The sequence below is a fragment of the Pseudomonas sp. BN414 genome (genome assembly GCF_029871275.1).
Taxonomy (GTDB): Bacteria; Pseudomonadota; Gammaproteobacteria; order Pseudomonadales; family Pseudomonadaceae; genus Metapseudomonas; species Metapseudomonas resinovorans_C.
Genome location: NZ_SSOL01000079.1, coordinates 182,592 through 208,085 on the forward strand (window position 1 = coordinate 182,592; position 25,494 = coordinate 208,085).

At 63.0% G+C, this 25,494-nt stretch carries 26 protein-coding genes; 19 read left to right on the plus strand and 7 right to left on the minus strand.

Annotated elements, in window-relative coordinates:
* Nucleotides 1–57 precede the first annotated feature (57 nt).
* Together E8E95_RS28665 and gdhA are read left to right on the plus strand one after the other, a co-directional pair.
* Nucleotides 58–585, plus strand: a complete 528-nt coding sequence (locus E8E95_RS28665) for a hypothetical protein (protein WP_280355701.1) — start codon at nt 58–60, stop codon at nt 583–585.
* Nucleotides 586–839: 254 nt separating this feature from the next.
* A complete protein-coding gene (gene gdhA / locus E8E95_RS28670; protein WP_280355702.1) occupies nt 840–2,174 on the plus strand; it encodes an NADP-specific glutamate dehydrogenase in 1,335 nt (444 codons plus the stop codon).
* Nucleotides 2,175–2,300: 126 nt separating this feature from the next.
* Here the strand turns inward: gdhA and E8E95_RS28675 are convergent, their stop codons facing one another.
* The 3 genes from E8E95_RS28675 to E8E95_RS28685 all read right to left on the minus strand — a co-directional run bounded on the left by E8E95_RS28675 (nt 2,301) and on the right by E8E95_RS28685 (nt 5,944).
* The gene (locus E8E95_RS28675) at nt 2,301–2,663 is read right to left on the minus strand and encodes a hypothetical protein (RefSeq protein WP_280355703.1); all 363 of its coding nucleotides are present in this window, start codon (nt 2,661–2,663) and stop codon (nt 2,301–2,303) included.
* A gap of 91 nt (nt 2,664–2,754) precedes the next feature.
* Nucleotides 2,755–3,975 carry an RtcB family protein gene (locus E8E95_RS28680; protein WP_280355704.1) on the minus strand — a complete coding sequence of 407 codons (1,221 nt, stop codon included), beginning with the start codon at nt 3,973–3,975 and terminating at the stop codon, nt 2,755–2,757.
* Nucleotides 3,976–4,090: 115 nt separating this feature from the next.
* Nucleotides 4,091–5,944: a DUF4105 domain-containing protein gene (locus E8E95_RS28685; protein ID WP_280355705.1), complete on the minus strand. Its 1,854-nt coding sequence runs from the start codon at nt 5,942–5,944 to the stop codon at nt 4,091–4,093.
* 161 nt (nt 5,945–6,105) lie between these two features.
* On the opposite strand from E8E95_RS28685, the gene E8E95_RS28690 reads away from it, so the two are divergent.
* From E8E95_RS28690 to E8E95_RS28715, 6 genes are all read left to right on the plus strand, one after another.
* Nucleotides 6,106–6,429, plus strand: a complete 324-nt coding sequence (locus tag E8E95_RS28690) for a TraR/DksA C4-type zinc finger protein (protein WP_077525107.1) — start codon at nt 6,106–6,108, stop codon at nt 6,427–6,429.
* Nucleotides 6,430–6,516: 87 nt separating this feature from the next.
* On the plus strand, nt 6,517–9,027 hold the full coding sequence (locus tag E8E95_RS28695) for an AAA family ATPase (RefSeq protein WP_280355706.1): 2,511 nt from the start codon (nt 6,517–6,519) through the stop codon (nt 9,025–9,027).
* A 212-nt stretch (nt 9,028–9,239) separates the two neighbouring features.
* Complete coding sequence (locus tag E8E95_RS28700) at nt 9,240–9,581, plus strand: hypothetical protein (protein ID WP_280355707.1); 342 nt, start codon at nt 9,240–9,242, stop codon at nt 9,579–9,581.
* A 193-nt stretch (nt 9,582–9,774) separates the two neighbouring features.
* Complete coding sequence (locus tag E8E95_RS28705) at nt 9,775–10,269, plus strand: TIGR00645 family protein (RefSeq protein ID WP_077525105.1); 495 nt, start codon at nt 9,775–9,777, stop codon at nt 10,267–10,269.
* 122 nt (nt 10,270–10,391) lie between these two features.
* Complete coding sequence (locus E8E95_RS28710) at nt 10,392–10,697, plus strand: DUF6482 family protein (protein WP_179061150.1); 306 nt, start codon at nt 10,392–10,394, stop codon at nt 10,695–10,697.
* A gap of 86 nt (nt 10,698–10,783) precedes the next feature.
* Nucleotides 10,784–11,401 carry an FKBP-type peptidyl-prolyl cis-trans isomerase gene (locus tag E8E95_RS28715; protein WP_280355710.1) on the plus strand — a complete coding sequence of 206 codons (618 nt, stop codon included), beginning with the start codon at nt 10,784–10,786 and terminating at the stop codon, nt 11,399–11,401.
* A gap of 142 nt (nt 11,402–11,543) precedes the next feature.
* Here the strand turns inward: E8E95_RS28715 and E8E95_RS28720 are convergent, their stop codons facing one another.
* Nucleotides 11,544–11,786 carry a hypothetical protein gene (locus tag E8E95_RS28720; RefSeq protein WP_280355712.1) on the minus strand — a complete coding sequence of 81 codons (243 nt, stop codon included), beginning with the start codon at nt 11,784–11,786 and terminating at the stop codon, nt 11,544–11,546.
* 131 nt (nt 11,787–11,917) lie between these two features.
* Entirely contained in the window at nt 11,918–12,886 is a 969-nt protein-coding gene (locus tag E8E95_RS28725; RefSeq protein ID WP_280355714.1) for a polyprenyl synthetase family protein, read from the minus strand.
* A 244-nt stretch (nt 12,887–13,130) separates the two neighbouring features.
* On the opposite strand from E8E95_RS28725, the gene rplU reads away from it, so the two are divergent.
* From rplU to E8E95_RS28750, 5 genes are all read left to right on the plus strand, one after another.
* The gene (gene rplU, locus E8E95_RS28730) at nt 13,131–13,442 is read left to right on the plus strand and encodes a 50S ribosomal protein L21 (RefSeq protein ID WP_044872190.1); all 312 of its coding nucleotides are present in this window, start codon (nt 13,131–13,133) and stop codon (nt 13,440–13,442) included.
* Between the two features lie 24 nt (nt 13,443–13,466).
* Entirely contained in the window at nt 13,467–13,724 is a 258-nt protein-coding gene (gene rpmA, locus E8E95_RS28735; protein ID WP_280355717.1) for a 50S ribosomal protein L27, read from the plus strand.
* A 140-nt stretch (nt 13,725–13,864) separates the two neighbouring features.
* Nucleotides 13,865–15,082, plus strand: a complete 1,218-nt coding sequence (gene cgtA / locus E8E95_RS28740; RefSeq protein WP_280355719.1) for an Obg family GTPase CgtA — start codon at nt 13,865–13,867, stop codon at nt 15,080–15,082.
* 80 nt (nt 15,083–15,162) lie between these two features.
* On the plus strand, nt 15,163–16,281 hold the full coding sequence (gene proB / locus E8E95_RS28745) for a glutamate 5-kinase (RefSeq protein ID WP_280355721.1): 1,119 nt from the start codon (nt 15,163–15,165) through the stop codon (nt 16,279–16,281).
* Between the two features lie 13 nt (nt 16,282–16,294).
* Nucleotides 16,295–16,759 carry a CreA family protein gene (locus E8E95_RS28750; protein ID WP_280355723.1) on the plus strand — a complete coding sequence of 155 codons (465 nt, stop codon included), beginning with the start codon at nt 16,295–16,297 and terminating at the stop codon, nt 16,757–16,759.
* Nucleotides 16,760–16,884: 125 nt separating this feature from the next.
* Here E8E95_RS28750 and rpsT read toward each other — a convergent pair whose 3' ends face one another.
* Nucleotides 16,885–17,160: a 30S ribosomal protein S20 gene (gene rpsT / locus E8E95_RS28755; RefSeq protein ID WP_069082204.1), complete on the minus strand. Its 276-nt coding sequence runs from the start codon at nt 17,158–17,160 to the stop codon at nt 16,885–16,887.
* Between the two features lie 217 nt (nt 17,161–17,377).
* Between rpsT and murJ the strand changes: the two genes are divergently transcribed.
* The 6 genes from murJ to ispH all read left to right on the plus strand — a co-directional run bounded on the left by murJ (nt 17,378) and on the right by ispH (nt 24,780).
* Nucleotides 17,378–18,913 (plus strand): murein biosynthesis integral membrane protein MurJ, encoded by a 1,536-nt coding sequence (gene murJ, locus E8E95_RS28760; RefSeq protein ID WP_280355724.1) that lies wholly within the window; start codon nt 17,378–17,380, stop codon nt 18,911–18,913.
* A gap of 110 nt (nt 18,914–19,023) precedes the next feature.
* On the plus strand, nt 19,024–19,962 hold the full coding sequence (ribF, locus tag E8E95_RS28765) for a bifunctional riboflavin kinase/FAD synthetase (RefSeq protein ID WP_280355726.1): 939 nt from the start codon (nt 19,024–19,026) through the stop codon (nt 19,960–19,962).
* Nucleotides 19,963–19,978: 16 nt separating this feature from the next.
* Nucleotides 19,979–22,813, plus strand: a complete 2,835-nt coding sequence (ileS, locus tag E8E95_RS28770) for an isoleucine--tRNA ligase (RefSeq protein WP_280355728.1) — start codon at nt 19,979–19,981, stop codon at nt 22,811–22,813.
* On the plus strand, nt 22,806–23,309 hold the full coding sequence (gene lspA, locus E8E95_RS28775; RefSeq protein ID WP_280355730.1) for a signal peptidase II: 504 nt from the start codon (nt 22,806–22,808) through the stop codon (nt 23,307–23,309). Before ileS ends, lspA begins: the two co-directional genes overlap by 8 nt.
* A complete protein-coding gene (locus E8E95_RS28780) occupies nt 23,302–23,739 on the plus strand; it encodes a peptidylprolyl isomerase (protein WP_280355732.1) in 438 nt (145 codons plus the stop codon). The genes lspA and E8E95_RS28780 overlap by 8 nt, the downstream gene beginning before the upstream one ends.
* Before the next feature lie 93 nt (nt 23,740–23,832).
* Nucleotides 23,833–24,780 (plus strand): 4-hydroxy-3-methylbut-2-enyl diphosphate reductase, encoded by a 948-nt coding sequence (ispH, locus tag E8E95_RS28785; RefSeq protein ID WP_280355734.1) that lies wholly within the window; start codon nt 23,833–23,835, stop codon nt 24,778–24,780.
* Nucleotides 24,781–24,807: 27 nt separating this feature from the next.
* Here ispH and E8E95_RS28790 read toward each other — a convergent pair whose 3' ends face one another.
* Nucleotides 24,808–25,323 (minus strand): GspH/FimT family pseudopilin, encoded by a 516-nt coding sequence (locus tag E8E95_RS28790; protein WP_280355736.1) that lies wholly within the window; start codon nt 25,321–25,323, stop codon nt 24,808–24,810.
* Nucleotides 25,324–25,494: the final 171 nt, after the last annotated feature.

Below are 25,494 nucleotides of genomic sequence, written 5' to 3' on the forward strand. Positions count from 1 at the left end.
GGCAGGCATCACAAGACAACGGAGCCCTTTGGCTCCGTTGTTGTTTCAGGAGGTTCCGTGAAGGGATTCAATCACTACCTGTTCTGGCTTTCGACCCTGGCGCTGTTCGGGGTCTGCGGCCTGTACTTCTCCTTCTACCCATCGCCTGCCTGGAAAGCCGGTTCAGTCGGCTGCGCCCTCGTGCTCGGCAGTGGGCTTTATGCCTGGCTGGCCTGGCGCGAGCGCTTCGTCAGCCTCTTCCAGCTGGAAACCGACAATGCGCGCTGGCAGTTGCACGTTGTGCTGGGGTCACTCCTGATTCTGGTGGTCTGGGGCGCCCTGCAGGTTCCGGTGGCCGCGCTTTATACCCAGTGGCTGGGGGAGGATTCCGAGTTTGCCGCGCGGATTCTGGGCAAGGCTGACGGTGGCCTCGGCTGCCAGTTCCGAGTGGAGCTGGTGCTGGACGATGCGGCAATGGGCGTCGGAGTCTGCGTTGCGGAGGACGTCTGGCATTCCCTGCCGGACCACGGCACGGTGGTGATGCGCGGCAAGCGCAGCGCCATGGGCATCAATCCCCGAGAGGTGTTGAAGGTGTCCGCGCGTTGATGGCGGGTCAGTGCCATGGGCAGATCTGGTGCGCTGGATGCTCGGGCGTGGTGCGACCATTGGTCGGCTGGCTGCGGTGCCAATCCCCGGAAATAGAGCGTTAAGGTACGGAAATCCGCTGCTTTCGGTGCTGATTTACATTTAATGCACCAAAAAGATTCAGATATGCGTCATTTTGCCCTATCGAGGTGCTGTCCAGATTGGTAGAGTCTCGCGCCATAAATTGTTCACAAAAGAAGAAATTGGTGAGAGTCATGACGCAATCTGTCGACGCCTTCCTGCTGCGCCTCAAGCAGCGCGACCCCGACCAGTCTGAGTTCCATCAGGCCGTGGAAGAGGTACTGCGCAGCCTTTGGCCATTCCTTGAAGCCCATCCACAGTACCTGCAGGCCGGCATCGTCGAACGTATCGTCGAGCCGGAACGCGCAGTCCTGTTCCGGGTGCCGTGGGTCGACGACCAGGGGCAGGTCCGCGTCAACCGTGGTTTCCGTGTGCAGATGAGCAGCGCCATCGGTCCCTACAAGGGCGGCCTGCGCTTCCATCCCTCGGTGAACCTGGGCGTGCTGAAATTCCTCGCCTTCGAACAGGTCTTCAAGAACTCCCTGACCTCGCTGCCGATGGGCGGTGGCAAGGGCGGTTCGGACTTCGACCCCAAGGGCAAGAGCGACGCCGAAGTCATGCGCTTCTGCCAGTCCTTCATGAGTGAGCTGTACCGCCACATCGGTGCCGACCTCGACGTGCCGGCCGGTGACATCGGTGTGGGTGCGCGCGAAATCGGTTTCCTCTTCGGCCAGTACAAGCGTCTGTCCAACGAGTTCACCTCGGTGTTCACCGGCAAGGGCCTGGCCTACGGCGGCAGCCTGATCCGCCCCGAGGCCACCGGTTACGGTTGCGTTTACTTTGCCCAGGAAATGCTCAAAGGCATCGGTCGTGACTTCGACGGCCAGCGCGTGACCATTTCCGGTTCCGGCAATGTGGCCCAGTACGCGGCACAGAAGGTGATGGAACTGGGCGGCAAGGTGATTTCCCTGTCCGACTCCGAAGGCACCCTGTTTGCCGAGGCGGGCCTGACCGTCGAGCAGTGGGAAGCGCTGATGGAGCTCAAGAACGTCCGTCGTGGCCGCCTCAGCGAACTCTCCGGCCCAGGCCTGCGCTTCCTGCCTGGCCAGCGTCCCTGGGCCCTGGCATGCGACATCGCCTTGCCCTGCGCGACCCAGAACGAGCTGGATGCCGAGGACGCCCGCGCCTTGTTGGCCAACGGCTGTGTCTGCGTCGCCGAAGGCGCCAACATGCCGTCGACCTTGGCAGCGGTGGACGTATTCCACGAAGCGGGCATCCTCTTTGCCCCGGGCAAGGCCTCCAACGCCGGTGGCGTCGCTACCAGCGGCCTGGAAATGAGCCAGAACGCCATGCGTCTGCACTGGACCGCGGGTGAAGTGGACCAGCGCCTGCACGGCATCATGCAGAACATCCACCACGCCTGCGTGAGCTATGGCGAAGAGAATGGTCGGGTGAACTACGTGAAGGGCGCCAACATCGCCGGCTTCGTAAAGGTCGCCGATGCCATGCTGGCGCAGGGCGTGGTGTAACGCTGCTGTAGGCCTTGTAGGGGCGAATTCATTCGCCAAGGGCAGCGTAGCTGCCCCCTTCAAGGTCTGTAGGGCAGACCTTCGGCCTGCTTGGCGAATGAATTCGCCCCCACAGATTCACTGCCGTCATTCCGGATGCAACGCCCGCCCCATGGCGTTGCTCCTGTCCCGCTCCCACTCATCGTCGTGCCGATCACGGCGCCATTCCTCGACATCGCGGCGCTCCTCGCTCTGCACCTGCGCCTGGCACTGACGAAAACCATCGCTCCAGCCTTCGGCGTACGTTGCGTCCTTGAGGTAACGCGGCACGTCCTTGCGGAACTCTCCGCTGATGGTCCCCGCTGCCTGGCGGCCGCTGCTGCAGCCATCGGCGAAACCGTCTGCGAAGGCGGGTGGATAGCCCTGGGCGATCAGGTGGTCATGGGTGGTCTCACAGCCTGCAATCAGGCTGCCGAGAAGCATGAAGAGGGCGACGTGACGCGACGCCATGGTGGCTCCCGTGCACCGAGGAGCGGGCGCACGCGCAATGGGGAATGCGAACGACTCTAGCGCGGGCCTTGTGATGAAAACGTCAAGGCGCTCAACCCTTGACGCAGACCACCTGGCGCAGCGTATGCACCACTTCCACCAGGTCGCGCTGGGCGGCCATCACGGCATCGATGTCCTTGTAGGCCATGGGGATCTCATCGATCACGTCCTTGTCCTTGCGGCATTCGACGTGGGCGGTGGCGCGGATCTGGTCTTCCACCGTGAACAGCTTTTTCGCCCGCCCACGGCTCATGGTTCGACCAGCACCATGGCTGCAGGAACAGAAGGCGTCCTCGTTGCCGAGGCCCCTGACGATGAAGCTCTTGGCCCCCATGGAGCCGGGAATGATGCCCAGCTCGCCTTTCTGCGCAGACACCGCGCCCTTGCGCGTCACCAGCACCTCGTGGCCGAAGTGCCGCTCCTTCTGCACGTAGTTGTGGTGACAGTTCACCGCTTCCAGGCTGGCTTCGAAGGGGCGCTTGAGCGCCTTGCGGGCGGCGTCGATAACCGCCTGCATCATCAGGGCGCGGTTCTGCCGGGCGAAGTCCTGGGCCCAGCCCACCGCTTCCACGTAGTCGTCGAAGTGTTTGCTGCCTTCCTCGAAGTAGGCCAGGTCGCGGTCCGGCAGGTTGGCGATGTGCTGGCGCATGTCGGCCTGGGCTAGTTCGATGAACAGGGTGCCGATGGCATTGCCCACCCCGCGCGAACCACTGTGCAGCATGAACCAGACGCGATCCGTCTCGTCCAGGCAGACCTCGATGAAGTGGTTGCCGGTGCCCAGTGTCCCCAGGTGATGGCGGTTGTTGGTCTTCTCCAGGCGCGGGTACTTCGCGGTGATAGCCTTGAAGCGCCTGGCGAGAGGGCGCCAGGCCTGGTCGGCGGCATCCGGTACATCATCCCAGGCGCCCTGGTCATGCCGACCGAAGGTCTTGCCGTGCGGTACCGCCCGTTCGATGGCGCTGCGCAGGCCGTGGAGGTTGTCCGGCAGGTCGCGGGCGTGGAGGGAGGTGAGGGCGGCGATCATCCCGCAGCCGATGTCCACGCCGACTGCGGCAGGAATGATGGCGCCCACGGTGGGGATCACACTGCCGATGGTCGAGCCCTTGCCCAGGTGCACATCGGGCATCACCGCCAGGTGCTTGAAGATGAAAGGCATCTTCGCCGTATTGATCAACTGCTGGCGGGCTTCGTCCTCCACCGGCACACCCTGGGTCCAGAGCTTGATCGGCTTGCCGTTGGCGACTTCCAGCAATTGGGGACCGTTGGTGTTCATCTGCATCGCCTGACGAGGGTGTGGATAACCATTCTGAGCCCGTTGTGGCGGGCCGGGCGCACATCTTACCGGTGGTGTCAGTGATGGGTATCGCAGGCGAGCGAAGCGATACCCATCAATAGTGGTACCACTTCAGCTCCAGCATCACTTCGTTCACCGGCGCGGCGAGCTGGCTGAACTCCCGCTGCGCGGTCAGGCGCAGGCCGAGATTGCGGGAAATCTCCCATTGCTGGTTGAGGGACAGCCGGCGACGGACTTCGCCGTTGTGGAAGTAGTCGCCGGCCGCTTCCAGGCTGAGGCTGCCCAGCGGGTTGTGCCAGAGCAGGCCGGTGTTGAAGCCTGCTGCGGTGGCGACGAAGGGGGCGAAGTCTTCGTTGTGCTCGATGCGGGCGGTCGCCAGGGCGAAGCCGAGGGCGTCGTCTCCGAGTTGCCAGGAACCGCCGACGCCGCCATTGAGGTGGCTGACCAGGCGTTCGTCGCCATCCTCGCCCAGTACCCGCTCCAGGCCACCCGCCACCTGCCAGGACAGCGGCTTCAGCAGGTCCCCGCGCGGGGTCAGGGAGCGGATGGTCGCCAGGTCCAGGCGCTGCAGTTGCCAGTGGTTGTCCTCGTACTGGCGCAGCTTGAGCTGAAGGATCTCGATCTGCGCGCCAAGCGGGAAACCGGACAGGTTGTCATTGAGGTCGTGATAGGCCATGCGCAGGCCGTACTCGGCGAAGGCACGGTCCTCGCGGGTACCGGCGCCGAGTTGCCAGGTGCGGGATTCGTGGCCTTCTTCGGGCAATCCGGGGAGTTCCAGGCTCAGCTCCGGCGGCGGATTGCGATTGATGCTCTGCAGCAGCTTGTAGCTGCGTGTGGCGCTTTCGCGGGTGCGCTCTTCCCCGGTGGCGCGATAACGAACCAGACGGAAGGCGGCGTCCTGGATCAGGGCGCGGCGCGGAGCGGGCAGGGCGAGGAAGGCCGGGTCATTCAGCAGCTGTTCGTTCTCGGCGAGCTGGCGCACCCACTGCTGTTCGGCGTGGTCCAGCGGCTCGGCGCGCGCCAGCAGTTCCTTTTCCCGCGAGGGGCGGTAGTCGATCGACTCCACCAGGCCAGCTTGCTTGACCGCGCGCACGGTGTCGGTGGGGATGGCGGTAATCGGGAACTGGTCGGTGAGCTCGACTCCGGGGCGGGCGATCTCCAGCAGTTCCAGCAGACGGTAGGAGCAGTTTTCGTCGAAGAAGTAATAGTCGAAGCGAATCTGCTTGAGTTCCCAGACGTGCTCCACCATGCGCCCGGTTTCCTCGGCGGTAAGGTTCAGGCGGTATTCCCACAGATCGCGATTCTCCAGGCGGCTGTATTCCTTGAGCTTGTCGCGGTAGGGCACCAGGGCGAACAGGCCGGGATAGCCCCCCATCAGCCCCTTCCAGGCGTAGAGGATGCTGTTGTCCGACCCTTCGATGAAGGCGCCGAAGTTCAGCGCATAACTGAGCATCGCGGTGTTGTTTTCGTGGATGTCCGGCTGGTCGATCCGCAACAGGGTGTGGCCGAACATGGAGGACGGGCTGTTGAGGTAGGCCGCGGGGAACACCAGCACGGTGCTATCCGGGTTGATGTCGGCGTACCAGGCCTTGTACTCGCCGCAAACCGGCTGCGGCAGGTCGCTGAGCTGGAGCTGCTCGCGCAGCCAGCGGGTACGTGCGGGATAGACGCATTGCGGATGTTTGTCGCCTTGCTCGGCCGGCGCATAGAGCGCAGCCAGGGTGGCGCGCAGTTCGACTTCCGGGTCGTTCGCCCCCGTTTCGGCCAGGAAGAACTCGGAATCGTCCACATAGCTGCGCCAGCCGCCCAACTTCCCGGTCTCGTAGTGGCCGAGGGCAATCCAGTAGGGATCGTTCGCCAGCGCCTGGAGGCGTTCGGCGGGGATCTGGGGAGCGGCGTGGGCGGCGATCGAGGTGCACAGGGCGAGGTACGGGAAAATCCGTTTCAAGGGCGCAGCTCTTCCTGGTGAGAGATTCGTCGGGAGCTTTGGGTAACGCCGGGGCGGGTGTCAAGCAAGGCGATGACGCGCATTTGCGCAAGTTTGCACAAGTGGGATGCAGGCTGCGTTACAGCGTCCACACTTAGGGAGTGAACTGGGGAGATTCCAGCATGACCACCACCGACCCTCGGGCTGCACTCGATGCCCTGATAGTGGAGTACACCGCCCGCGCCAACTCCATTCGTGAAGACCTGGCCAGCAGCCACTCGCCGGACTTCGCCGAGCAGGCGGGGGAGCGCGAGAACGACGAAGTGCTGACTGCCATCCTCGCCGAAACCGAGGCCGCCCTGCGCCGCGTGGGCATGGCCAAGCTGCGCCTGGCGGACGGCAGCTACGGTTTTTGCCAGCGTTGCGGCGATGCCATAGAGCCGGCGCGACTGGCGGTGCTACCGGCGGCCGAGTACTGCCTGAGCTGCGCTGACCTGGCCCACTGAACACCCTGGCGTTTTGCCTTGCCAGTGATGTCAGGGCGGCGCCAGAATGCGGCCATTGCTTTCTTGCCGAGCCATTAAGGACACTCGATGCCTGACTCCTTCGCTGCCAGCCTGCGTCTGGCGCCCGATGCGCTGACCCGTCCCTTCGAGCCCCACCAGTTCAGTTTCAAGTCGACCGAGGACCTGGAGCCCTTCCGCGGCGTGCTCGGCCAGGAGCGCGCGGTGGAGGCCTTGCAATTCGGCGTGGCGATGCCGCGTCCCGGTTACAACGTCTATGTGATGGGCGAGCCCGGCACCGGCCGCTTCTCCTTCGTCAAACGCTACCTCAAGGCCGAGGGCAAGCGCCTGGAAACCCCGGCGGACTGGCTCTACGTCAACCACTTCGAAGAACCCCGCGAGCCTCGTGCCCTGCAGTTGCCGTCGGGCGAGGCGAGCGATTTCATCTGCGACATCGAGCATCTGGTGGATAACCTCCTGTCCACCTTCCCGGCGGTATTCGAGACGCCGACCTTCCAACAGAAGAAGAGCGCTATCGATCGCGCCTTCAACCAGCGCTACGACCGTGCCCTGGACGTCATCGAACGCCTGGCTCTGGAGAAGGACGTCGCCCTCTACCGTGACAGCGCCAACATCGCCTTCACGCCCATGAAGGACGGCAAGGCCCTGGACGAAGCGGACTTCGCCCAGCTGGACGAGGCCGAGCGCGAGCGTTTCCACGATGACATTTCCCTGCTGGAGGAGCGCCTGAACGAGGAGCTGTCCAGCCTGCCACAATGGAAGCGCGAGTCCAGCAACCAGCTGCGCCAGCTCAACGAGGAAACCATTACCCAGGCCCTGCAACCGCTGCTTTCGCCCCTGTCGGCCAAGTACGCGGAAAACGCCGGCGTCGTGGCCTATCTGCAGGCCATGCAGGTGAACCTGCTGAAAACGGTGGTGGACCAGCTCCTGGACGACAAGCCGGACGCCCAGCGTCGCGAGATACTGGAAGAGCAGTACTGCCCCAGCCTGGTGGTGGGTCATCACTCCAGCGGCGGCGCCCCGGTGGTGTTCGAGCCGCACCCCACCTATGACAACCTGTTCGGCCGCATCGAGTACGGCACCGACCAGGGCGCCCTCTACACCAGCTACCGCCAGCTGCGCCCAGGTGCGTTGCACCGCGCCAACGGTGGTTTCCTGATCCTGGAAGCTGAGAAGCTGCTGGGCGAACCCTTCGTCTGGGATGCCCTGAAGCGCGCACTGCAGTCGCGCAAGCTGAAGATGGAGTCGCCCCTCGCCGAGCTCGGCCGCCTGGCCACCGTCACCCTGACACCCCAGATGATCCCGCTGCAGGTGAAGGTGGTGATCATCGGTTCGCGCCAGCTCTACTACACGCTGCAGGACCTGGATCCCGACTTCCAGGAGATGTTCCGCGTGCTGGTGGACTTCGATGAGGAAATCGCCCTGTCGGACGACAGCCTCGAGCAGTTCGCCCAGTTGCTGAAGACCCGCACCTCGGAAGAGGGCATGGCCCCGCTCACTGCGGCTGCCGTCGCCCGCCTGGCGACCTACAGCGCCCGTCTGGCCGAGCACCAGGGCCGGCTTTCGGCACGTATCGGCGACCTGTTCCAGTTGGTCAGTGAGGCGGATTTCATCCGTCAGCTGGCGAACGAGCCGATGACCGATGCCGATCACATCGACCGCGCCCTCAAGGCGAAGGCGACCCGCACTGGCCGTGTATCTGCGCGCATCCTCGACGACATGCTGGCGGGCATCATCCTGATTGATACCGCCGGCGCCGCTGTGGGCAAGTGCAACGGCCTGACGGTGCTGGAAGTGGGCGATTCGGCTTTCGGCGTGCCGGCGCGGATTTCCGCGACCGTCTACCCAGGCAGCTCGGGCATCGTCGACATCGAGCGCGAGGTCAACCTGGGCCAGCCGATCCACTCCAAGGGGGTGATGATCCTCACCGGGTACCTCGGCAGCCGCTATGCCCAGGAGTTCCCCCTGGAAATCTCCGCGAGCATCGCCCTGGAGCAGTCCTACGGCTACGTGGATGGCGACAGCGCTTCCCTCGGCGAGGCCTGCACCCTGATCTCCGCCCTCTCGCGCACGCCGCTCAAGCAGTGCTTCGCCATCACCGGCTCGATCAACCAGTTCGGCGAGGTGCAGGCAGTCGGTGGCGTCAACGAGAAGATCGAAGGCTTCTTCCGCCTATGCGAGGCCCGTGGCCTGACGGGCGAGCAGGGGGTCATCATCCCCCATGCCAACGTCACCACCCTGATGCTGGACGAACGCGTGCTGGAGGCCGTGCGCAAGGGACGCTTCCACGTCTATGCGGTCCGCCAGGCCGACGAGGCCCTGAGCCTGCTGGTGGGCGAGCCGGCCGGCGTACCCGACGACAAGGGCCAGTTCCCTGAAGGCAGCGTCAATGCCCGCGTGGTCGAGCGACTGCGGGAAATTGCCGAGATGGGGCTGGAGGAAGAGGAGAAACCCGCACTCGTTCAAGAGGTTGTGGATGCCGTTGCCAAGGTCGCGGCACCGCCCAAGCCTGCACGCAAGGGGCCGAAGCAGGAGCCCGGCAAGGCGCCGGTCCCGGACAAGACCCAGGGTCCGTCCTGAGCCTCTGCTGACTCTTCGCGCCGGGTTGGGTGCCCGGCGTGGCTGGTCAGTCATTGAGCGGTGGGGGAGGCCCCTCGGGTAGCCGGCGTCCCACCGCCTTTCCCTCACCCTGTACACAGGCTTATCCACAGTTCACGTGGATAAGCATCGCGCTTTCGCAGGTCTAAACTCGGGTGTAGGCTGAAAAACAGGCCTCTGCGAGGAAAGCCGCCATGACGCGCAACCTCTGCCTTACCCGCCAGTGCCTGGGACTCGTGACCCGGATCGAGTGTGTGATCCGTCCGCTGGCGGGAGAGAATGGACTCTGGACGCTGCTCTGTGCAGCGGGAATGTCGGGGGAACAACCCTCGGCGATCAAAGCCCAGGGCCCATTCCATGGGCCTCTCGTGGCGGAGTCGGTGCTCTCTGCAATTGCCGATTGCCTCGCCGAACAGGGTTACACCGAAGCCCACGATCCACCGATCTGGCGCCTGCACCTCCAGGGTGAGTTGCGACGCATCAACGGCACGCGTTGTCGAAGCCTTGGCGACTGCCAGTTCCGCCCTGAAACCTGACGGGCTTCAGTTGGCCAGCTTTTGTGCAGCGACTGGGAGCCTACGGCGGTAGCGGCGTGCGTCGGACGTTCCAATGTTCGCTCACAGACTTATCCACAGTGTTTGGGGATATTTCGCTGCTCGTTGCCATTATTTTTCTGTAAGAAGCACCTCGCTATACTCGCGGCCGGTTTTTTACTGACTACGAGAAGCCATGGAACGCATTCTAGAAAACTCGATGTACGCCGCACGCTGGTTGCTGGCCCCGATCTACTTCGGCCTGTCCTTCGCGCTGTTGGCCCTGACCCTGAAATTCTTCCAGGAAGTCGTGCACATCCTGCCGCACGTCTTCGAGAAGTCCGAAGCAGACCTGATCCTGGTGCTGCTGTCGCTGATCGATATGTCGCTGGTGGGCGGCCTGCTGGTGATGGTGATGATTTCCGGCTACGAGAACTTCGTTTCTCAACTGGACATCGACGACAGCAAGGAAAAACTGAGCTGGCTCGGCAAGATGGACTCCGGCTCGTTGAAGATGAAGGTGGCCGCATCCATCGTGGCGATCTCCTCCATCCACCTGCTGCGCATCTTCATGGACGCGCAGAACATCGATAACAGCAAGATCATGTGGTACGTGGTGTTGCACATGACCTTCGTCATCTCGGCCTTCGCCATGGGTTATCTGGACAAGATGACCAAGCACGATCACTGACAAGGTTTTATCGCTGCTCTGACCGCCCGGCCGCTGAAAAGCGGACGGGCGGTTGCGTATCCGCCGTCCGCATCCGGTCCAGTGCATTAGATTGGAGGTGTACAGCGAGCGAGGGCGACGCCATGAAATTGCACGACCTCAGCAGTCATGCCCGTGCCGGGCACATCGAAGAAATCAACCTGATCTCTCTGGAAGGCGGCATCTATCTGCTGGAAGCCCGAATCGATGGGCGTAGCCATCATCTGGATGACGGCCAGGGCCATGCGACGCACCTTCGATCGGTGGAACACGCCCGGGAAGTGCTTCGCGAGTTCCCGGACCTGCCCTTCCACCTGGTGCACAGCGTGGTGCACGACGAGATGTGCGGGATGGAGGCGGACAGCCAGGATACGGTGCGCGTGCCCATTTCGACCCGCGTGTCCCACTGACCTACGGCTGTGGGCGGTCGCCCGCGCCGGGAAAGGGAAGCTGTGCTAGTCTGGCCGGCCTTTTTTTCCCGGAGCGGAGTTCCGCCATGTCCCAACTCGATCTCTCTACCGACGAAACCCGCGTCAGCTACGGCATTGGCCGTCAGCTCGGCGACCAGATCCGTGACAATCCCCCGCCCGGTGTGAGCCTGGACGCTGTGATCGCTGGCCTCAGCGATGCCTTCCAGGGCCTGGAAAGCCGCGTTGATGGCGCTGCCCTTTCGGCAAGCTTCCGCGTGATCCGCGAGCGCATGCAGGCCGAAGCCGAAGCCAAGGCCGAAGCCGCCGCCGGCGCTGGTCGCACCTACCTGGAAGAGAACGCCAAGCGCGAAGGCGTAACCGTTCTGCCGTCCGGCCTGCAGTACGAAGTACTGGTAGCGGGCGAGGGCGCCAAGCCGTCCGCCGAAGACACCGTGCGCACCCACTACCACGGCACCCTGATCGACGGCACTGTGTTCGACAGCTCTTACGATCGTGGCCAGCCGGCCGAATTCCCGGTTGGCGGCGTGATTGCCGGCTGGGTCGAGGCCCTGCAACTGATGAACGCTGGCAGCAAATGGCGCCTGCACGTTCCGAGCGAACTGGCCTATGGCGCCCAGGGCGTCGGCAGCATCCCGCCGCACAGCGTGCTGGTGTTCGATGTAGAGCTCCTGGACATCCTCTGATCCAGGGCGACCCCTTGGACGAGCCGTCCCTGGCCCGTCCAGGAACCGGCGAGGGCGCCTTTGCCCTCGCTGCAAGCGCGGCGCCCGGGCGCCGCTCTTGCGGATGACGCATCCTCGCGTCATCCAGATTCCCCAATGACCCTCAGTGCAGCTCGCCGTGCGGACGCAATGCCCTGGCGTAGCAGAACAGGAAGATGTTTCGCACCAGCTCCTTGAGCACCAGCGGTTCGCTTGAGTTGAGGCCGGCCAGGTCGAGGTCGCCCTGGTCACGCAGTTCGTCGAGGGCTTCTTCTTCCAGCACGGCGCAGACCTCACCGGTTTCCCGATGGAGTATCCGCAGGTAAGGGTGGGGGCGATCCAGCCAGGCATCGATCAGGTAGGTCATGGCTCATCTCCTTGAAAACCGTTGAGATGAGAATAATTCCTATTATCAAAATAGCAAGCGCTAATCGATACCTTTCGTCGAGGCATAAAAAAGCCCGTCTCAGGACGGGCTTTTTCGACTGACCAGGGGCCTCAGTGGGTTCGCGCGACAGCGAACTCGGTGAGCTCGACCAGGGCATCGCGATAAGCGTTGTCCGGCAGCGTATTCAGGCAGGTGATGGCACGGGCGGCGTAGTCGCGGGCCAGTTGGGCGGTGTAGTCCAGGGCGCCGGCGGCTTCCACGGCTGCGCGGATACCTTCCAGGTCCTGGCTACCGCCTTGCTGGATGGCCTTGCGCACCAGGCTGGCCTGCTCCGGAGTGCCATCGCGCATGGTGGCGATCAGCGGCAGGGTGGGTTTGCCTTCGGCCAGGTCGTCTCCGACGTTCTTGCCGAGGGTGGCAGCATCGCCACGGTAGTCGAGCAGGTCGTCCACCAACTGGAAGGCGATGCCCAGGGCGTCGCCGAACTGGCGCAGGGTCTCGGACTGCTCGGCGCTTGCGCCGGCCAGCACAGCGGCGCTGTGGGTCGAGGCCTCGAAGAGCATCGCGGTCTTGCCGCGAATGACTTCCATATAGGTTTCTTCGGTGGTGCTGGCGTCGCGGATCTTGGACAGCTGCAGCACTTCGCCTTCGGCGATGACCCGGGTGGCCTGGGAGATGATGCGCATCACCGGCATGGAGCCGAGTTCCACCATCATTTCGAAGGAGCGGGCATAGAGGAAGTCGCCCACCAGCACGCTCGGCGCGTTGCCCCACAGGGCGTTGGCGGTCGAGCGGCCGCGGCGCAGGCCGGAGGCATCCACCACGTCATCGTGGAGCAGGGTGGAGGTGTGCAGGAACTCGATGGTGGCGGCCAGCAGGCGCAGTTGGTCGCCGCCGAAGCCAAGGGCGTTGCCGCTCAGCAGGACGAGCAGCGGACGCAGGCGCTTGCCACCGGCGGAGACGATGTAGTCACCGATCTTTTCCACCAGGGGGACGCGGGAGGTCAGCTGCCGGCGAATGATGTCGTCGACTGCGGTAAAATCGTCCGCCACCACGCGGTAGAAAGCCTGGGGTTGCATCGGCCAGAAGTGCTCCTGTTGGGATGCGCGGCATGCTAGGGACCGGGCCGGGGACTGTCAAGGCGAGCCCTGGCGGTGCTTGCGCGGCAATCGTGCCTTGCGTACAATCGCGGCCCCTGAACTTCCTTGGGCATTTTCCTGCCTTACGCAATTGCACGGGCGTCAGTTCCGGCCCCATGCAGCCATGCCGACCGATACCTCTTTTTATAAAGCGTCGGGTGAGCAGGTTTAACGGAGAAAATCCATGTACGCAGTTATCGTTACCGGCGGCAAGCAATACAAAGTCGCTGAAGGTGAATTCCTGAAAGTCGAGAAGCTCGAAGTCGCCACTGGCGAATCCGTGACTTTCGACCGCGTCCTGCTGATCGGCAATGGCGAAGACGTGAAAATCGGTGCTCCGGTTGTTGACGGTGCCAAAGTAGTCGCTGAAGTGGTCTCTCAAGGCCGTCACGACAAAGTGCGCATCATCAAGTTCCGCCGTCGTAAGCACCACATGAAGCGCCAGGGCCACCGCCAGTGGTTCACTGAAATCAAAATCACCGGCATTCAGGCCTAATTTCCTTTTTGGAGGATTTGACTCATGGCACACAAAAAAGCTGGCGGTTCTACCCGCAACGGCCGCGACTCAGAAAGTAAACGCCTTGGCGTGAAGCTGTACGGCGGCCAGGTCATCAAGGCCGGCAACATCATCGTGCGTCAGCGCGGCACCAAGTTCCACGCCGGCGTCGGCGTTGGCCTGGGCAAGGACCACACTCTGTTCGCGAAAGTGGACGGCGTGGTCAAGTTCGAGGTCAAAGGTGCTTTCGGCCGCAAGTACGTAAGCATCGTCGCAGCCTGATTGCGACTTCGCTGGAAAAGCCCCGTCTTGCGACGGGGCTTTTTCGTTTCTGCTTCATGGAAACTCTGCATTGAGCGGGGTTCCCTGTATCCTATGTGCTTTGTTTCACTCAACCCGTCCCCGTGGCGGGAGGCGTCCTGATGAAATTCGTCGATGAAGTATCGATCTTTGTAAAAGCGGGCGACGGCGGCAATGGCCTGATGAGTTTCCGTCGCGAAAAATTCATTGAAAAGGGCGGCCCCAACGGTGGTGACGGGGGCGATGGCGGCTCCGTATTCATGGAGGCCGATCCGAACCTCAATACCCTGGTCGATTACCGCTACACCCGTCGTTTCGACGCCCAGCGCGGTGAAAACGGCGGCAGCAAGGACTGCACCGGTCGCAAGGGTGATGACCTGGTCCTGCCGGTGCCGGTAGGGACCACGATCATCGATGCGGCGACCCAGGAAATCATCGGCGACCTGACCAAGCCGGGACAGCGTCTGATGGTCGCCCAGGGCGGCTGGCACGGCCTGGGCAACACCCGATTCAAGTCCAGTACCAACCGCGCCCCGCGCCAGACCACCAAGGGCAAGCCGGGCGAGTCCCGCGACCTCAAGCTGGAGCTGAAGGTGCTGGCCGATGTTGGTCTGCTCGGCCTGCCGAACGCGGGCAAGAGCACATTCATTCGTGCCGTTTCCGCTGCCAAGCCGAAAGTGGCTGATTACCCCTTCACTACGCTGGTGCCGAACCTTGGCGTGGTCAGTGTGGGGCGTTTCAAGTCCTTCGTGGTTGCCGACATCCCTGGCCTGATCGAGGGTGCTGCAGAAGGCGCCGGCCTGGGGATTCGCTTCCTCAAGCACCTCGCGCGTACTCGCCTGTTGCTGCACATCGTCGACATGGCGCCGCTGGATGAAAGTGATCCGGCCGAGGCTGCTGCAACCATTATCGAAGAGCTGGCGCGCTTCAGTCCGGCCCTGACCGAGCGCGATCGCTGGCTGGTGCTGAACAAGGCAGACCAACTGCTCGATGACGATCGCGATGCGCGCCTGAAGGCGGTGCTCGAGCGTCTGGGATGGGAAGGGCCGGTGTTCGTGATTTCCGCTCTGGAGCGCGAAGGTACCGAGGCGCTCTCCCAGGAGATCATGCGCTACCTCGACGAGCGCACCCTGCGCATGGAGGAGGAGCCGGAGTATGCCGAGCAGCTCGCTGAGCTGGATCAGCGCATCGAAGACGAGGCGCGTGCCCGTCTGCAGGCCATGGATGATCAGCGTGCGCTGCGCCGTGCCGGCATGAAGAGCGCTGGCGTCGACGATGACGACGATTTCGATGACGACGAGGATGACGGCGACGGGCCGGAAATCTTCTACGTACCCTGATCCTGGCGCCACCCGGCGCTGTGGGATGTTCGCATGGCCGCGCGCCTTGCCGCGCGGCCTTCTAGCTAAGGTTGGACGATATGCGGGACAAGGTGACTGGCGCTCAGCGCTGGGTGGTGAAGATCGGTAGTGCTTTGCTCACGGCTGACGGCCGCGGGCTGGATCGCTCGGCCATGGCTGTCTGGGTTGAGCAGATGGTGGCCTTGCGTGAGGCAGGTGTGGAGTTGGTGCTGGTGTCTTCCGGTGCTGTGGCGGCGGGTATGAGCCGCCTGGGGTGGCAGAGTCGCCCGAGCGCCGTTCACGAGCTGCAGGCTGCCGCTGCCGTAGGGCAGATGGGGCTGGTCCAGGCCTGGGAATCCAGTTTCGCCGAGCATGGTCGCCACACTGCGCAGATCCTGCTTACCCACGATGACCTGTCCGATCGCAAGCGCTACCTGAACGCTCGCAGCACCCTGCGCACCCTGGTTGAGCTGGGTGCGATTCCGGTGATCAACGAGAACGACACCGTGGTTACCGACGAAATTCGCTTCGGTGACAACGACACCCTGGCGGCGCTGGTGGCCAACCTCGTGGAGGCGGACCTGCTGGTGATCCTTACGGATCGCGACGGCATGTTCGACGCCGACCCTCGTCACAATCCCGATGCTCAGCTGATCTTCGAAGCTCGTGCCGATGATCCGGCGCTGGATGCCGTTGCTGGTGGTACCGGTGGTGCTCTGGGGCGTGGTGGCATGCAGACCAAGCTGCGTGCCGCGCGGCTGGCGGCACGCTCCGGCGCGCACACCGTGATCGTTGGTGGGCGGATCGAGCGGGTTCTGGATCGCCTCAAGTCTGGCGAGCGCCTGGGTACGCTGCTTGCGCCTGAGCGCGGCATGCTGGCGGCGCGCAAGCAGTGGCTGGCTGGCCATCTGCAGACGCGTGGCACGCTGGTGCTCGATGCGGGTGCGGTCAAGGCTCTCCGGGAGGACCGCAAGAGCCTGCTGCCGGTCGGCGTGAAGGCTGTGCAGGGCAGTTTCCGTCGCGGTGAGATGGTGGTGTGTGTTGGGTTGGATGGTGCGGAAATCGCCCGTGGCCTGGCCAACTACAGCGCCCTCGAGGCGCAGAAGATCATCGGCCAATCGTCCGATCTCATCGAGAAGCTGTTGGGCTACGTCGACGAGCCGGAGCTGGTGCACCGGGATAACCTGGTCCTGGTCTGAGTTGGAGGGGCAGATGCGACTGATCAAGGGATTGGCGGCAGCGCTTCTGGCGATGCCGCTGGCGGTTGCTGCGGAGGAAATCGGCTCGGTCTCCACCGTGTTCAAGTGGATGGGGCCGAACGACAAGATCACGGTCGAAGCATTTGATGATCCGGGCGTCGAGGGTGTGACCTGCTACCTGTCGCGAGCCAAGACTGGCGGAGTGAAAGGTGGCCTGGGATTGGCCGAGGATCGTGCCGAGGCGTCCATTGCCTGTCGCCAGGTGGGGCCTATTCGCTTCAATGGCGAACTCAAGGATGGCGAAGAGGTATTCAAGGAGCGTACGTCGCTGGTTTTCAAGACCATGCAGGTCGTGCGCTTCTTCGATCGCAAGCGCAATACCCTGATCTATCTGGTCTACAGCGATCGCGTGATCGAGGGCAGTCCACAGAATGCCGTGACCGCGATCCCGATCATTCCATGGCCGAACCGCCCATGAATTGATGCTGGAAAGCAGAAAAGCCCGGAATCTCCGGGCTTTTTCATGGCTGCAGATCCTGCTTCAGGAAATGCGGGCAATAAAAAAACCGGCCAGAAGGCCGGTTTTTTCGCAAGAACTCAAGCTTAGGCAGCAGCTTGACCGAGCGCCTTGATGTGGGCGTTCAGGCGGCTCTTGTGACGAGCAGCTTTGTTCTTGTGGATGATGCCTTTGTCGGCCATGCGATCGATCACCGGTACAGCGGCGGTGAAAGCGGCTTGTGCCTTCGGCAGGTCTTTGGCGTCGATAGCCTTGACCACGTTCTTGATGTAGGTACGAACCATGGAGCGCAGGCTGGCGTTATGGCTACGACGCTTCTCAGCCTGTTTGGCGCGTTTTTTGGCAGAAGGTGTGTTGGCCACCGTCAAGCTCCTCGAAACTGGGGAATTGAATCAAATTAAGGCCGCGAATCATGCCCACGTGATGTGGGCTTGTCAAGGGCGTTCAGGCAGGTCGGGCGACGAGCGTGAGCTTTTCTTGCAGGATGCTTTTATCCCGCACGGACTCTACACTCGGCAGCCTCGATTGTCCCCTGGCAGCATTGCCGAAGGACCGCGCAACACCTGTCCGGACCCCTGAATGAACCTGCTCAAGTCGCTGGCGGCCGTCAGCTCCATCACCATGCTTTCCCGCGTATTGGGCTTCGTGCGCGATACCATCGTCGCGCGCTATTTCGGCGCCGGCATGGCCACCGACGCCTTCTTCGTCGCTTTCAAGTTGCCCAACCTGCTGCGTCGAATCTTCGCCGAGGGGGCGTTCTCCCAGGCATTCGTCCCGATCCTGGCGGAATACAAGACCCAGCAGGGCGAGGAGGCGACCCGCACGTTCATCGCCTACATCTCCGGCCTCCTGACCCTGGTACTGGCGTTGGTGACCCTGCTCGGTGTGCTCGCGGCTCCCTGGGTGATCTGGGTGACCGCCCCGGGTTTTGCCGATACCCCTGAGAAGTTCGCCCTGACCACCGACCTGCTGCGGGTGACCTTTCCGTACATTTTCCTGATTTCGTTGTCATCGCTGGCGGGAGCGGTCCTCAACACCTGGAACCGTTACGCGGTGCCGGCCTTTGTGCCGACCCTGCTGAACGTCAGCATGATTGTCTTCTCGCTGTTCCTGATTCCCTATTTCGACCCGCCGATCATGGCCCTCGGCTGGGCGACGCTCGTCGGTGGCCTGGCACAACTGCTTTACCAACTGCCGTCGCTCAAGCGTATCGGCATGCTCGTGCTGCCTCGTCTGAACCTGCGGGATACCGGGGTCTGGCGTGTGCTCAAGCAGATGGGGCCGGCGATTTTTGGGGTTTCCGTGGGGCAGATCTCGCTGATCATCAACACCATCTTCGCCTCATTCCTGGCGGCGGGATCGGTGTCCTGGATGTACTACGCCGACCGCCTGATGGAGTTGCCGTCCGGTGTGCTCGGCGTCGCCTTGGGCACCATCCTGCTGCCATCCCTGGCCAAGACGTACGCCAGTGATGACCGCCATGCGTACTCGCAGCTGCTCGATTGGGGCCTGCGGCTGTGCTTCCTGCTGGTACTGCCTTGCACCCTGGCCCTGGCGCTGCTCGCCGAGCCGCTGACAGTGGCGCTGTTCCAGTACGGGAAATTCACCGCCACCGACGCGCTGATGACCCAGCGTGCCTTGATCGCTTACGCCGTGGGCCTGCTGGGGATAATCCTGGTCAAGGTACTGGCTCCTGGTTTCTACGCGCGGCAGAACATTCGCACGCCGGTGAGGATCGCCCTGTTCACGCTCATCGCCACCCAGTTGATGAACCTCGTCTTCGTCTTCCCGCTGCGCCATGCCGGATTGGCCCTGGCGATCAGTCTGGCGGCCTGCATGAACGCCGGGCTGCTCTACTGGCAGCTACGCAAGCAGCAGCTCTTCCAGCCGCAGCCGGGCTGGGGGAAATTCCTGGCAAAGCTGGTGCTGGCGGTGCTGGCGATGTGCGCTGTCCTGCTCGGCGTGATGTACCTGCTGCCCGCATGGGAGCTGGGAGGAATGGCCGAGCGATTGCTGCGTCTGGCCGCGCTCGTGGGGGCCGGTGTGATCACCTATTTCGGCATGCTGGCGTTGCTGGGTTTCCGCCTTCGCGACTTCGCCCGGCGGGCCGTGTAATTCGCCGAGCTGCGACTCGTCGCCGCTTGTCGCGGTGACGGGCCTGTAGCGCCTGTTGTCCAGCCTCGGCTGTGCGTATAATCGACCACTTTGTGAACAAGACTTGTGCTATGCAGCTGGTTCGAGGTTTACACAACCTGCGGCCCCAACATCGGGGCTGCGTCGCCACCATCGGCAATTTCGACGGCGTGCACCGCGGCCACCAGGCCATTCTCAAGCGGTTGCGCGAGCGTGCGGCTGAGCTGGGTTTACCCACGTGCGTGGTGATTTTCGAGCCGCAACCGCGCGAGTACTTCGGCCCTGACACCGCCCCCGTACGCCTGACGCGGCTGCGCGACAAGCTCGAACTGCTGGCCCGTGAAGGGGTGGATCGGGTGCTCTGCCTGGCTTTCAACCACCGCCTGCGTGAGCTCAGCGCCGCCGAGTTCGTCCATGCCGTACTGGTCGAAGGGCTGGGCGCCAAGCACCTGGAGATCGGTGACGATTTCCGCTTTGGCTGCGACCGCGCCGGAGACTTCGATTTCCTGCTGCAGGCCGGCGAAGCGGAAGGTTTCAGTGTCGAAGCTGCGGCAACCGTCGAGCTGGATGGCTTGCGGGTCAGCAGCACCCGCGTGCGCCAGGCCCTGGCCGACGGCGACTTCGGGCTTGCCGAGCGGCTGCTGGGGCGGCCGTTCACCATTACCGGCCGAGTGCTGCATGGGCAGAAACTCGGTCGCCAGCTGGGTACCCCGACCGCCAACGTGCAACTCAAACGCCGCCGCGTCCCGCTCAACGGGGTGTACCTGGTCAGCGTGGAGCTGGAAGGCCGGCAGCTGCCCGGCGTTGCGAACATCGGCGTGCGCCCCAGCGTGAAGGGCGATGGACGCGCCCATCTGGAGGTCCATCTGCTGGACTATTCCGCCGACCTCTACGACCGGCGGATCAGCGTGACCTTCCACCACAAGCTGCGTGATGAGCAGCGTTTTGCCTCCCTGGAGGCGTTGAAGTCGGCGATCGATGCGGATGTCGCTGCCGCCCGTGCCTATTGGCAGGGTACTCAATCAAATTGAAGAGCCTGGACTTGAAATGACCGATTACAAAGCGACCCTGAACCTGCCCGAGACGGCATTCCCGATGAAGGCCGGTCTGCCCCAGCGCGAACCGGAACTGCTGCAGCGCTGGAACAGCATCGACCTGTACGGAAAGCTGCGGCAGATCGGCGAAGGTCGCCCGAGGTTCGTTCTGCACGATGGCCCGCCCTACGCCAACGGCAGCATTCACATCGGTCACGCGGTCAACAAGATCCTCAAGGACATCATCGTTCGCTCCAAGACCCTGGCGGGCTACGACGCGCCCTATGTTCCGGGCTGGGATTGCCACGGCCTGCCCATCGAGCACAAGGTCGAGACCACCCACGGCAAGAACCTGCCCGCGGACAAGACCCGTGAGCTGTGCCGTGCCTACGCCTCCGAGCAGATCGAAGGCCAGAAAGCCGATTTCATCCGCCTCGGTGTACTGGGCGACTGGGGCAACCCCTACAAGACCATGGCCTTCGGTAACGAGGCTGGCGAAATCCGTGCACTGGCCGAAATGGTCAAGCAGGGCTTCGTATTCAAGGGCCTGAAGCCGGTGAACTGGTGCTTCGACTGCGCTTCGGCCCTGGCCGAGGCGGAAGTCGAATATGCCGATAAGAAGTCCGACGCCATCGATGTCGCCTTCGCCATTGAGGATGCCGACAAGCTGGCCGCTGCCTTCGGCCTGTCGAGCCTGGCCAAGCCTGCTGCCATCGTCATCTGGACCACCACTCCCTGGACCATCCCGGCCAACCAGGCACTGAACGTCCACCCCGAATTCAACTACGCGCTGGTGGATACCGGCGCGCGCCTGTTGATTCTGGCCGAAGAGCTGGTGGAATCCTGCCTTTCGCGCTACGGCCTGGAAGGCCAGGTCATCGCCACCGCCAAAGGCGAGGCGCTGGACCTGATTCGCTTCCGCCACCCCTTCTACGAGCGTCTGTCGCCCGTCTACCTGGCCGAGTACGTCGAGCTGGGCGCCGGTACCGGTATCGTCCACTCCGCGCCGGCCTACGGCGAGGACGACTTCCGTACCTGCAAACAGCACGGCATGAGCAATGACGACATCCTCAGTCCGGTTCAGAGCAACGGCGTATATGTACAGGATCTGCCGTTCTTTGGCGGCCAGTTCATCTGGAAGGCCAACCCGGCCATCGTCGCCAAGCTGGAAGAAGTGGGCGCGTTGCTCAAGCACGAATCCATCAGCCACAGCTACATGCACTGCTGGCGCCACAAAACCCCGCTGATCTACCGCGCCACTGCACAGTGGTTCGTCGGCATGGACAAGCAGCCGGAGCAGGGCGCCACCCTGCGCGAGCGCGCGCTGACCGCTATCGAACAGACCGAATTCGTTCCGGGTTGGGGCCAGGCGCGCCTGCACGGCATGATCGCCGGCCGTCCTGACTGGTGCATCTCCCGCCAGCGCAACTGGGGCGTACCGATTCCGTTCTTCCTGCACAAGGCCACCGGCGACCTGCATCCGCGCACCGTCGAGCTGATGGAGCAGGTTGCTCAGCGCGTCGAGCAGGAGGGCATCGAAGCCTGGTTCAAGCTGGATGCCGCCGAACTGCTCGGCGATGAGGCTGGCCAGTACGACAAGATCAGCGACACCCTGGACGTCTGGTTCGACTCGGGCACCACGCACTGGCACGTCCTGCGCGGCTCCCACGCGGAACTGGGCCATGCCAGCGGTCCGGCTGCCGACCTCTACCTGGAAGGTTCCGACCAGCACCGTGGCTGGTTCCATTCTTCCTTGCTGACCGGCTGCGCCATCGACGGCTACGCACCTTACCGCCAACTGCTGACCCACGGCTTCACCGTGGACGAAAGCGGCCGCAAGATGTCCAAATCCCTGGGCAACGTCATCGCCCCGCAGCAGGTTACCGACAGTCTCGGTGCCGACATTCTGCGCCTGTGGGTATCGGCTACCGACTACTCCGGTGAGATGGCGGTTTCCCAGCAGATCCTCCAGCGCAGCGCCGATGCCTATCGCCGCATCCGTAACACCGCGCGCTTCCTGCTGGCCAACCTGAACGGCTTCGACCCGGTCAAGGACCTGCTGCCCGCAGAAGACATGCTGGCCCTCGACCGCTGGGCCGTAGACCGCGCCCTGCTGCTGCAGCGCGAACTGGAAGAAGCCTACGGCGAGTACCGTTTCTGGAACGTCTACTCGAAAGTGCACAACTTCTGCGTGCAGGAACTGGGCGGCTTCTATCTCGACATCATCAAGGACCGCCAGTACACCACCGCCGCTGACAGCGTACCGCGCCGCTCCTGCCAGACCGCACTGTTCCACATCGCCGAAGCCCTCGTGCGCTGGATCGCGCCGATCCTGGCTTTCACTGCCGAGGAAATCTGGCAATTCCTGCCGGGCGAGCGTAACGAGTCCGTCATGCTCAACACCTGGTATCAAGGCCTGTCGGAGCTGCCGGAAGGCACCGAGCTGGACCGCGAATTCTGGGAGCAGGTCATGGCCGTCAAGGCCTCGGTCAACAAGGAACTGGAAAATCTGCGCAGCAACAAGGCGATTGGCGGCAACCTGCAGGCCGAAGTCACCCTGTTCGCTGAAGACGCCCTGGTGGCGAGCCTGGCCAAGCTGGGCGACGAACTGCGCTTCGTGCTGATCACCTCGGCGGCCGACGTCCAGCCCCTGGCCAGTGCCCCGGCCGATGCCGTGGATACCGAAGTCGCCGGCCTCAAGCTGAAAATCCACAAATCCGCCCACACCAAGTGCGGCCGTTGCTGGCACCACCGCGCCGATGTTGGTCAGTTCGTGAAACACCCGGAGCTGTGTGGCCGTTGCGTCGAAAACATCGATGGCGCCGGCGAGGTTCGTCACTATGCCTAAGGCATACGGCCGTCTCGGCTGGCTGTGGCTGACCGCCCTGGTGTTCATACTGGATCAGTTGAGCAAGTGGTTCTTCGAAACCGAGCTCAACCTCTACCAGCAGATCGTGGTCATTCCCGACTACTTCAGCTGGACCCTTGCCTACAACACCGGCGCGGCCTTCAGCTTCCTCGCCGATAGCTCCGGTTGGCAGCGCTGGCTGTTCGCGCTGATCGCCCTGGTCGTGAGCGGCGTGCTGGTGGTCTGGCTGAAGCGCCTGAAACCCGAGGAAACCTGGCTGGCCATTGCGCTGGCCCTGGTCCTGGGCGGTGCCCTCGGCAACCTTTATGACCGCGTGGTACTTGGCCACGTGGTCGATTTCATCCTGGTGCATTGGCAGAACCGCTGGTACTTCCCGGCGTTCAACCTGGCCGATAGCGCCATCACCGTCGGCGCCGCGATGCTGGCGCTGGATATGTTCAAAGCGAAGAAGTCCGGAGAACCTGCCCATGACTGAACATCGCATAGGGCCGGACATGGAGGTCACCCTGCATTTCGCCATCAAGCTGGATAACGGCGACGTGGTGGACAGCACCTTCGAGAAGAAGCCGGCCACCTTCAAAGTAGGCGACGGTAACCTGTTGCCTGGCTTCGAGAGCCTGCTATTCGGACTCAAGAGCGGCGACAAGCGCGTCCTCGCCGTCGAGCCGGAGCAGGGATTCGGCCAGCACAATCCCCAGAACGTGCAGGTGATGCCCCGTGGCAACTTCCAGGACATGGAGCTTTCCGAAGGCCTGCTGGTCATCTTCAATGACGCGGCCAACGCCGAGTTGCCTGGGGTGGTCAAGCTAATCGACGACACGCATGTGACCATCGACTTCAATCACCCATTGGCCGGCAAGCCTCTCGCCTTCGAGGTGGAGATCCTGTCGGTTCGCCCTATCTGATGGGGCGGGACACCTGTTGGAGCGAGGGGGACGCCGAGTTCTTGCTCGCGAATGGGCGATTCCCGGCTGCGACGGCTGCACGAGGTAAACAGCATGCAAATCAAACTCGCCAATCCGCGCGGCTTCTGCGCCGGCGTCGATCGCGCCATTGAGATCGTCAACCGCGCGCTCGAAGTCTTCGGTCCGCCGATCTACGTGCGCCATGAAGTGGTGCACAACAAGTTCGTGGTCGAGGACCTGCGCGCCCGTGGCGCGGTCTTCGTCGAAGAACTGGATCAGGTGCCGGACAACGTCATCGTCATCTTCAGCGCCCACGGCGTTTCCCAGGCCGTGCGCCAGGAAGCTGATCGTCGTGGCCTGAAAGTGTTCGACGCCACTTGCCCGCTGGTGACCAAGGTGCACATGGAAGTCGCGCGCTACAGCCGTGACGGCCGCGAATGCATCCTGATTGGCCACGCCGGTCACCCCGAAGTGGAAGGCACCATGGGGCAGTACGATGCCAGCAATGGCGGTGCGATCTACCTGGTGGAGGACGAAACGGACGTGGAACGCCTGCAGGTCCGCAATCCGGAGGTGTTGTCCTTCGTGACCCAGACCACCCTGTCCATGGACGACACCAGCCGCGTCATCGACGCGCTTCGCGCCAAGTTCCCGAGCATCGGCGGCCCGCGCAAGGACGACATCTGCTACGCCACCCAGAACCGCCAGGATGCGGTGAAGCAACTGGCTCACGAGAGCGATGTCGTCCTGGTGGTCGGTAGCCCCAACAGCTCCAACTCCAACCGCCTGCGCGAACTCGCCGAGCGCCTGAACACCCCGGCCTACCTGATCGACGGTGCCGAAGACCTCAAGCGCGAGTGGTTCGAGAAGGCCCAGCGAGTGGGCATCACTGCCGGCGCATCCGCACCTGAAGTCCTAGTGCAAGGCGTGATCGATCAGCTCCGAGAGTGGGGTGCCGAGGTAGCTGTTGAATTGGATGGTCGGCCGGAGAGTGTGACGTTCTCGATGCCGAAGGAACTGCGGGTGGTCAACGTCGGGTAGGACTCGCGCCCAAAGTCTTGTGGGGTATCAGCAGGAGCCCGGCGGCTGCTTGGTTCTGCGTACCCTTCCCGCTGCGTTGATCACCAACTTCCTGACATCCGATTTGCCGTCGGTGTGGCAGAGCGTGAGTGTTCCGGCCTGAAAAGCTCCTCCCTGCATGATTGCCCGGCCCGTCGGTGTGTAACGGATGTAGCGCCTGACGGGCGAATTACCCTTGATGACGACTCCCGCCGGTTGCGGACCTATTTGCCTGATTAGAGGGTCGCTTTCGTCCCATCGCCCATTTCCGTTTTGATCGGCATAGACCCACCAGCCGGTCGACCAGTCTCCGTCCTGGTTGTCGACCAATACCGCGATGCCTCTCGTGATTGATTCATGCCTGGCTAAGACGAAGCTCGTTGATAGATCTTGGCTGGCGGAGTGTACTTGCTGGGTGTGTACAAGCTCCGATAGTGCGGGTAATCCGAAACTGAAGCAGATCCCGATGATGGCCAGGGTAAACAGCGTCTCAATGAGCGTGAAAGCGCGAGAGATGGAAGTCATGGCGTCCTTGCCTTTTTGCCCAAACTGAAGGGGTCAACCTGTCGTCCGCGGTCTTGGTCCGCTTGTCGCCGACAAAAGGACTATGACCGGCCTGGTCTATAGGCTCCGGTAAACGAAGGGTTTTTTCCACGGCGGAAAGTTGACGTTGTAGGGCGAAATTCTCGGAAATTT

Coding starts and splice junctions, on each gene's coding strand:
- E8E95_RS28725 (WP_280355714.1), bottom strand. CDS start 12,886: ATGCAACCCCAGGCTTTCTACCGCGTGGTGGCGGACGATTTTACCGCA.
- E8E95_RS28705 (WP_077525105.1), top strand. CDS start 9,775: ATGGAACGCATTCTAGAAAACTCGATGTACGCCGCACGCTGGTTGCTG.
- E8E95_RS28695 (WP_280355706.1), top strand. CDS start 6,517: ATGCCTGACTCCTTCGCTGCCAGCCTGCGTCTGGCGCCCGATGCGCTG.
- E8E95_RS28750 (WP_280355723.1), top strand. CDS start 16,295: ATGCGACTGATCAAGGGATTGGCGGCAGCGCTTCTGGCGATGCCGCTG.
- E8E95_RS28710 (WP_179061150.1), top strand. CDS start 10,392: ATGAAATTGCACGACCTCAGCAGTCATGCCCGTGCCGGGCACATCGAA.
- E8E95_RS28680 (WP_280355704.1), bottom strand. CDS start 3,975: ATGAACACCAACGGTCCCCAATTGCTGGAAGTCGCCAACGGCAAGCCG.
- proB (WP_280355721.1), top strand. CDS start 15,163: ATGCGGGACAAGGTGACTGGCGCTCAGCGCTGGGTGGTGAAGATCGGT.
- rplU (WP_044872190.1), top strand. CDS start 13,131: ATGTACGCAGTTATCGTTACCGGCGGCAAGCAATACAAAGTCGCTGAA.
- ispH (WP_280355734.1), top strand. CDS start 23,833: ATGCAAATCAAACTCGCCAATCCGCGCGGCTTCTGCGCCGGCGTCGAT.
- E8E95_RS28780 (WP_280355732.1), top strand. CDS start 23,302: ATGACTGAACATCGCATAGGGCCGGACATGGAGGTCACCCTGCATTTC.
- rpmA (WP_280355717.1), top strand. CDS start 13,467: ATGGCACACAAAAAAGCTGGCGGTTCTACCCGCAACGGCCGCGACTCA.
- ileS (WP_280355728.1), top strand. CDS start 19,979: ATGACCGATTACAAAGCGACCCTGAACCTGCCCGAGACGGCATTCCCG.
- E8E95_RS28790 (WP_280355736.1), bottom strand. CDS start 25,323: ATGACTTCCATCTCTCGCGCTTTCACGCTCATTGAGACGCTGTTTACC.
- lspA (WP_280355730.1), top strand. CDS start 22,806: ATGCCTAAGGCATACGGCCGTCTCGGCTGGCTGTGGCTGACCGCCCTG.
- E8E95_RS28715 (WP_280355710.1), top strand. CDS start 10,784: ATGTCCCAACTCGATCTCTCTACCGACGAAACCCGCGTCAGCTACGGC.
- E8E95_RS28690 (WP_077525107.1), top strand. CDS start 6,106: ATGACCACCACCGACCCTCGGGCTGCACTCGATGCCCTGATAGTGGAG.
- cgtA (WP_280355719.1), top strand. CDS start 13,865: ATGAAATTCGTCGATGAAGTATCGATCTTTGTAAAAGCGGGCGACGGC.
- E8E95_RS28675 (WP_280355703.1), bottom strand. CDS start 2,663: ATGGCGTCGCGTCACGTCGCCCTCTTCATGCTTCTCGGCAGCCTGATT.
- E8E95_RS28720 (WP_280355712.1), bottom strand. CDS start 11,786: ATGACCTACCTGATCGATGCCTGGCTGGATCGCCCCCACCCTTACCTG.
- ribF (WP_280355726.1), top strand. CDS start 19,024: ATGCAGCTGGTTCGAGGTTTACACAACCTGCGGCCCCAACATCGGGGC.
- murJ (WP_280355724.1), top strand. CDS start 17,378: ATGAACCTGCTCAAGTCGCTGGCGGCCGTCAGCTCCATCACCATGCTT.
- gdhA (WP_280355702.1), top strand. CDS start 840: ATGACGCAATCTGTCGACGCCTTCCTGCTGCGCCTCAAGCAGCGCGAC.
- E8E95_RS28700 (WP_280355707.1), top strand. CDS start 9,240: ATGACGCGCAACCTCTGCCTTACCCGCCAGTGCCTGGGACTCGTGACC.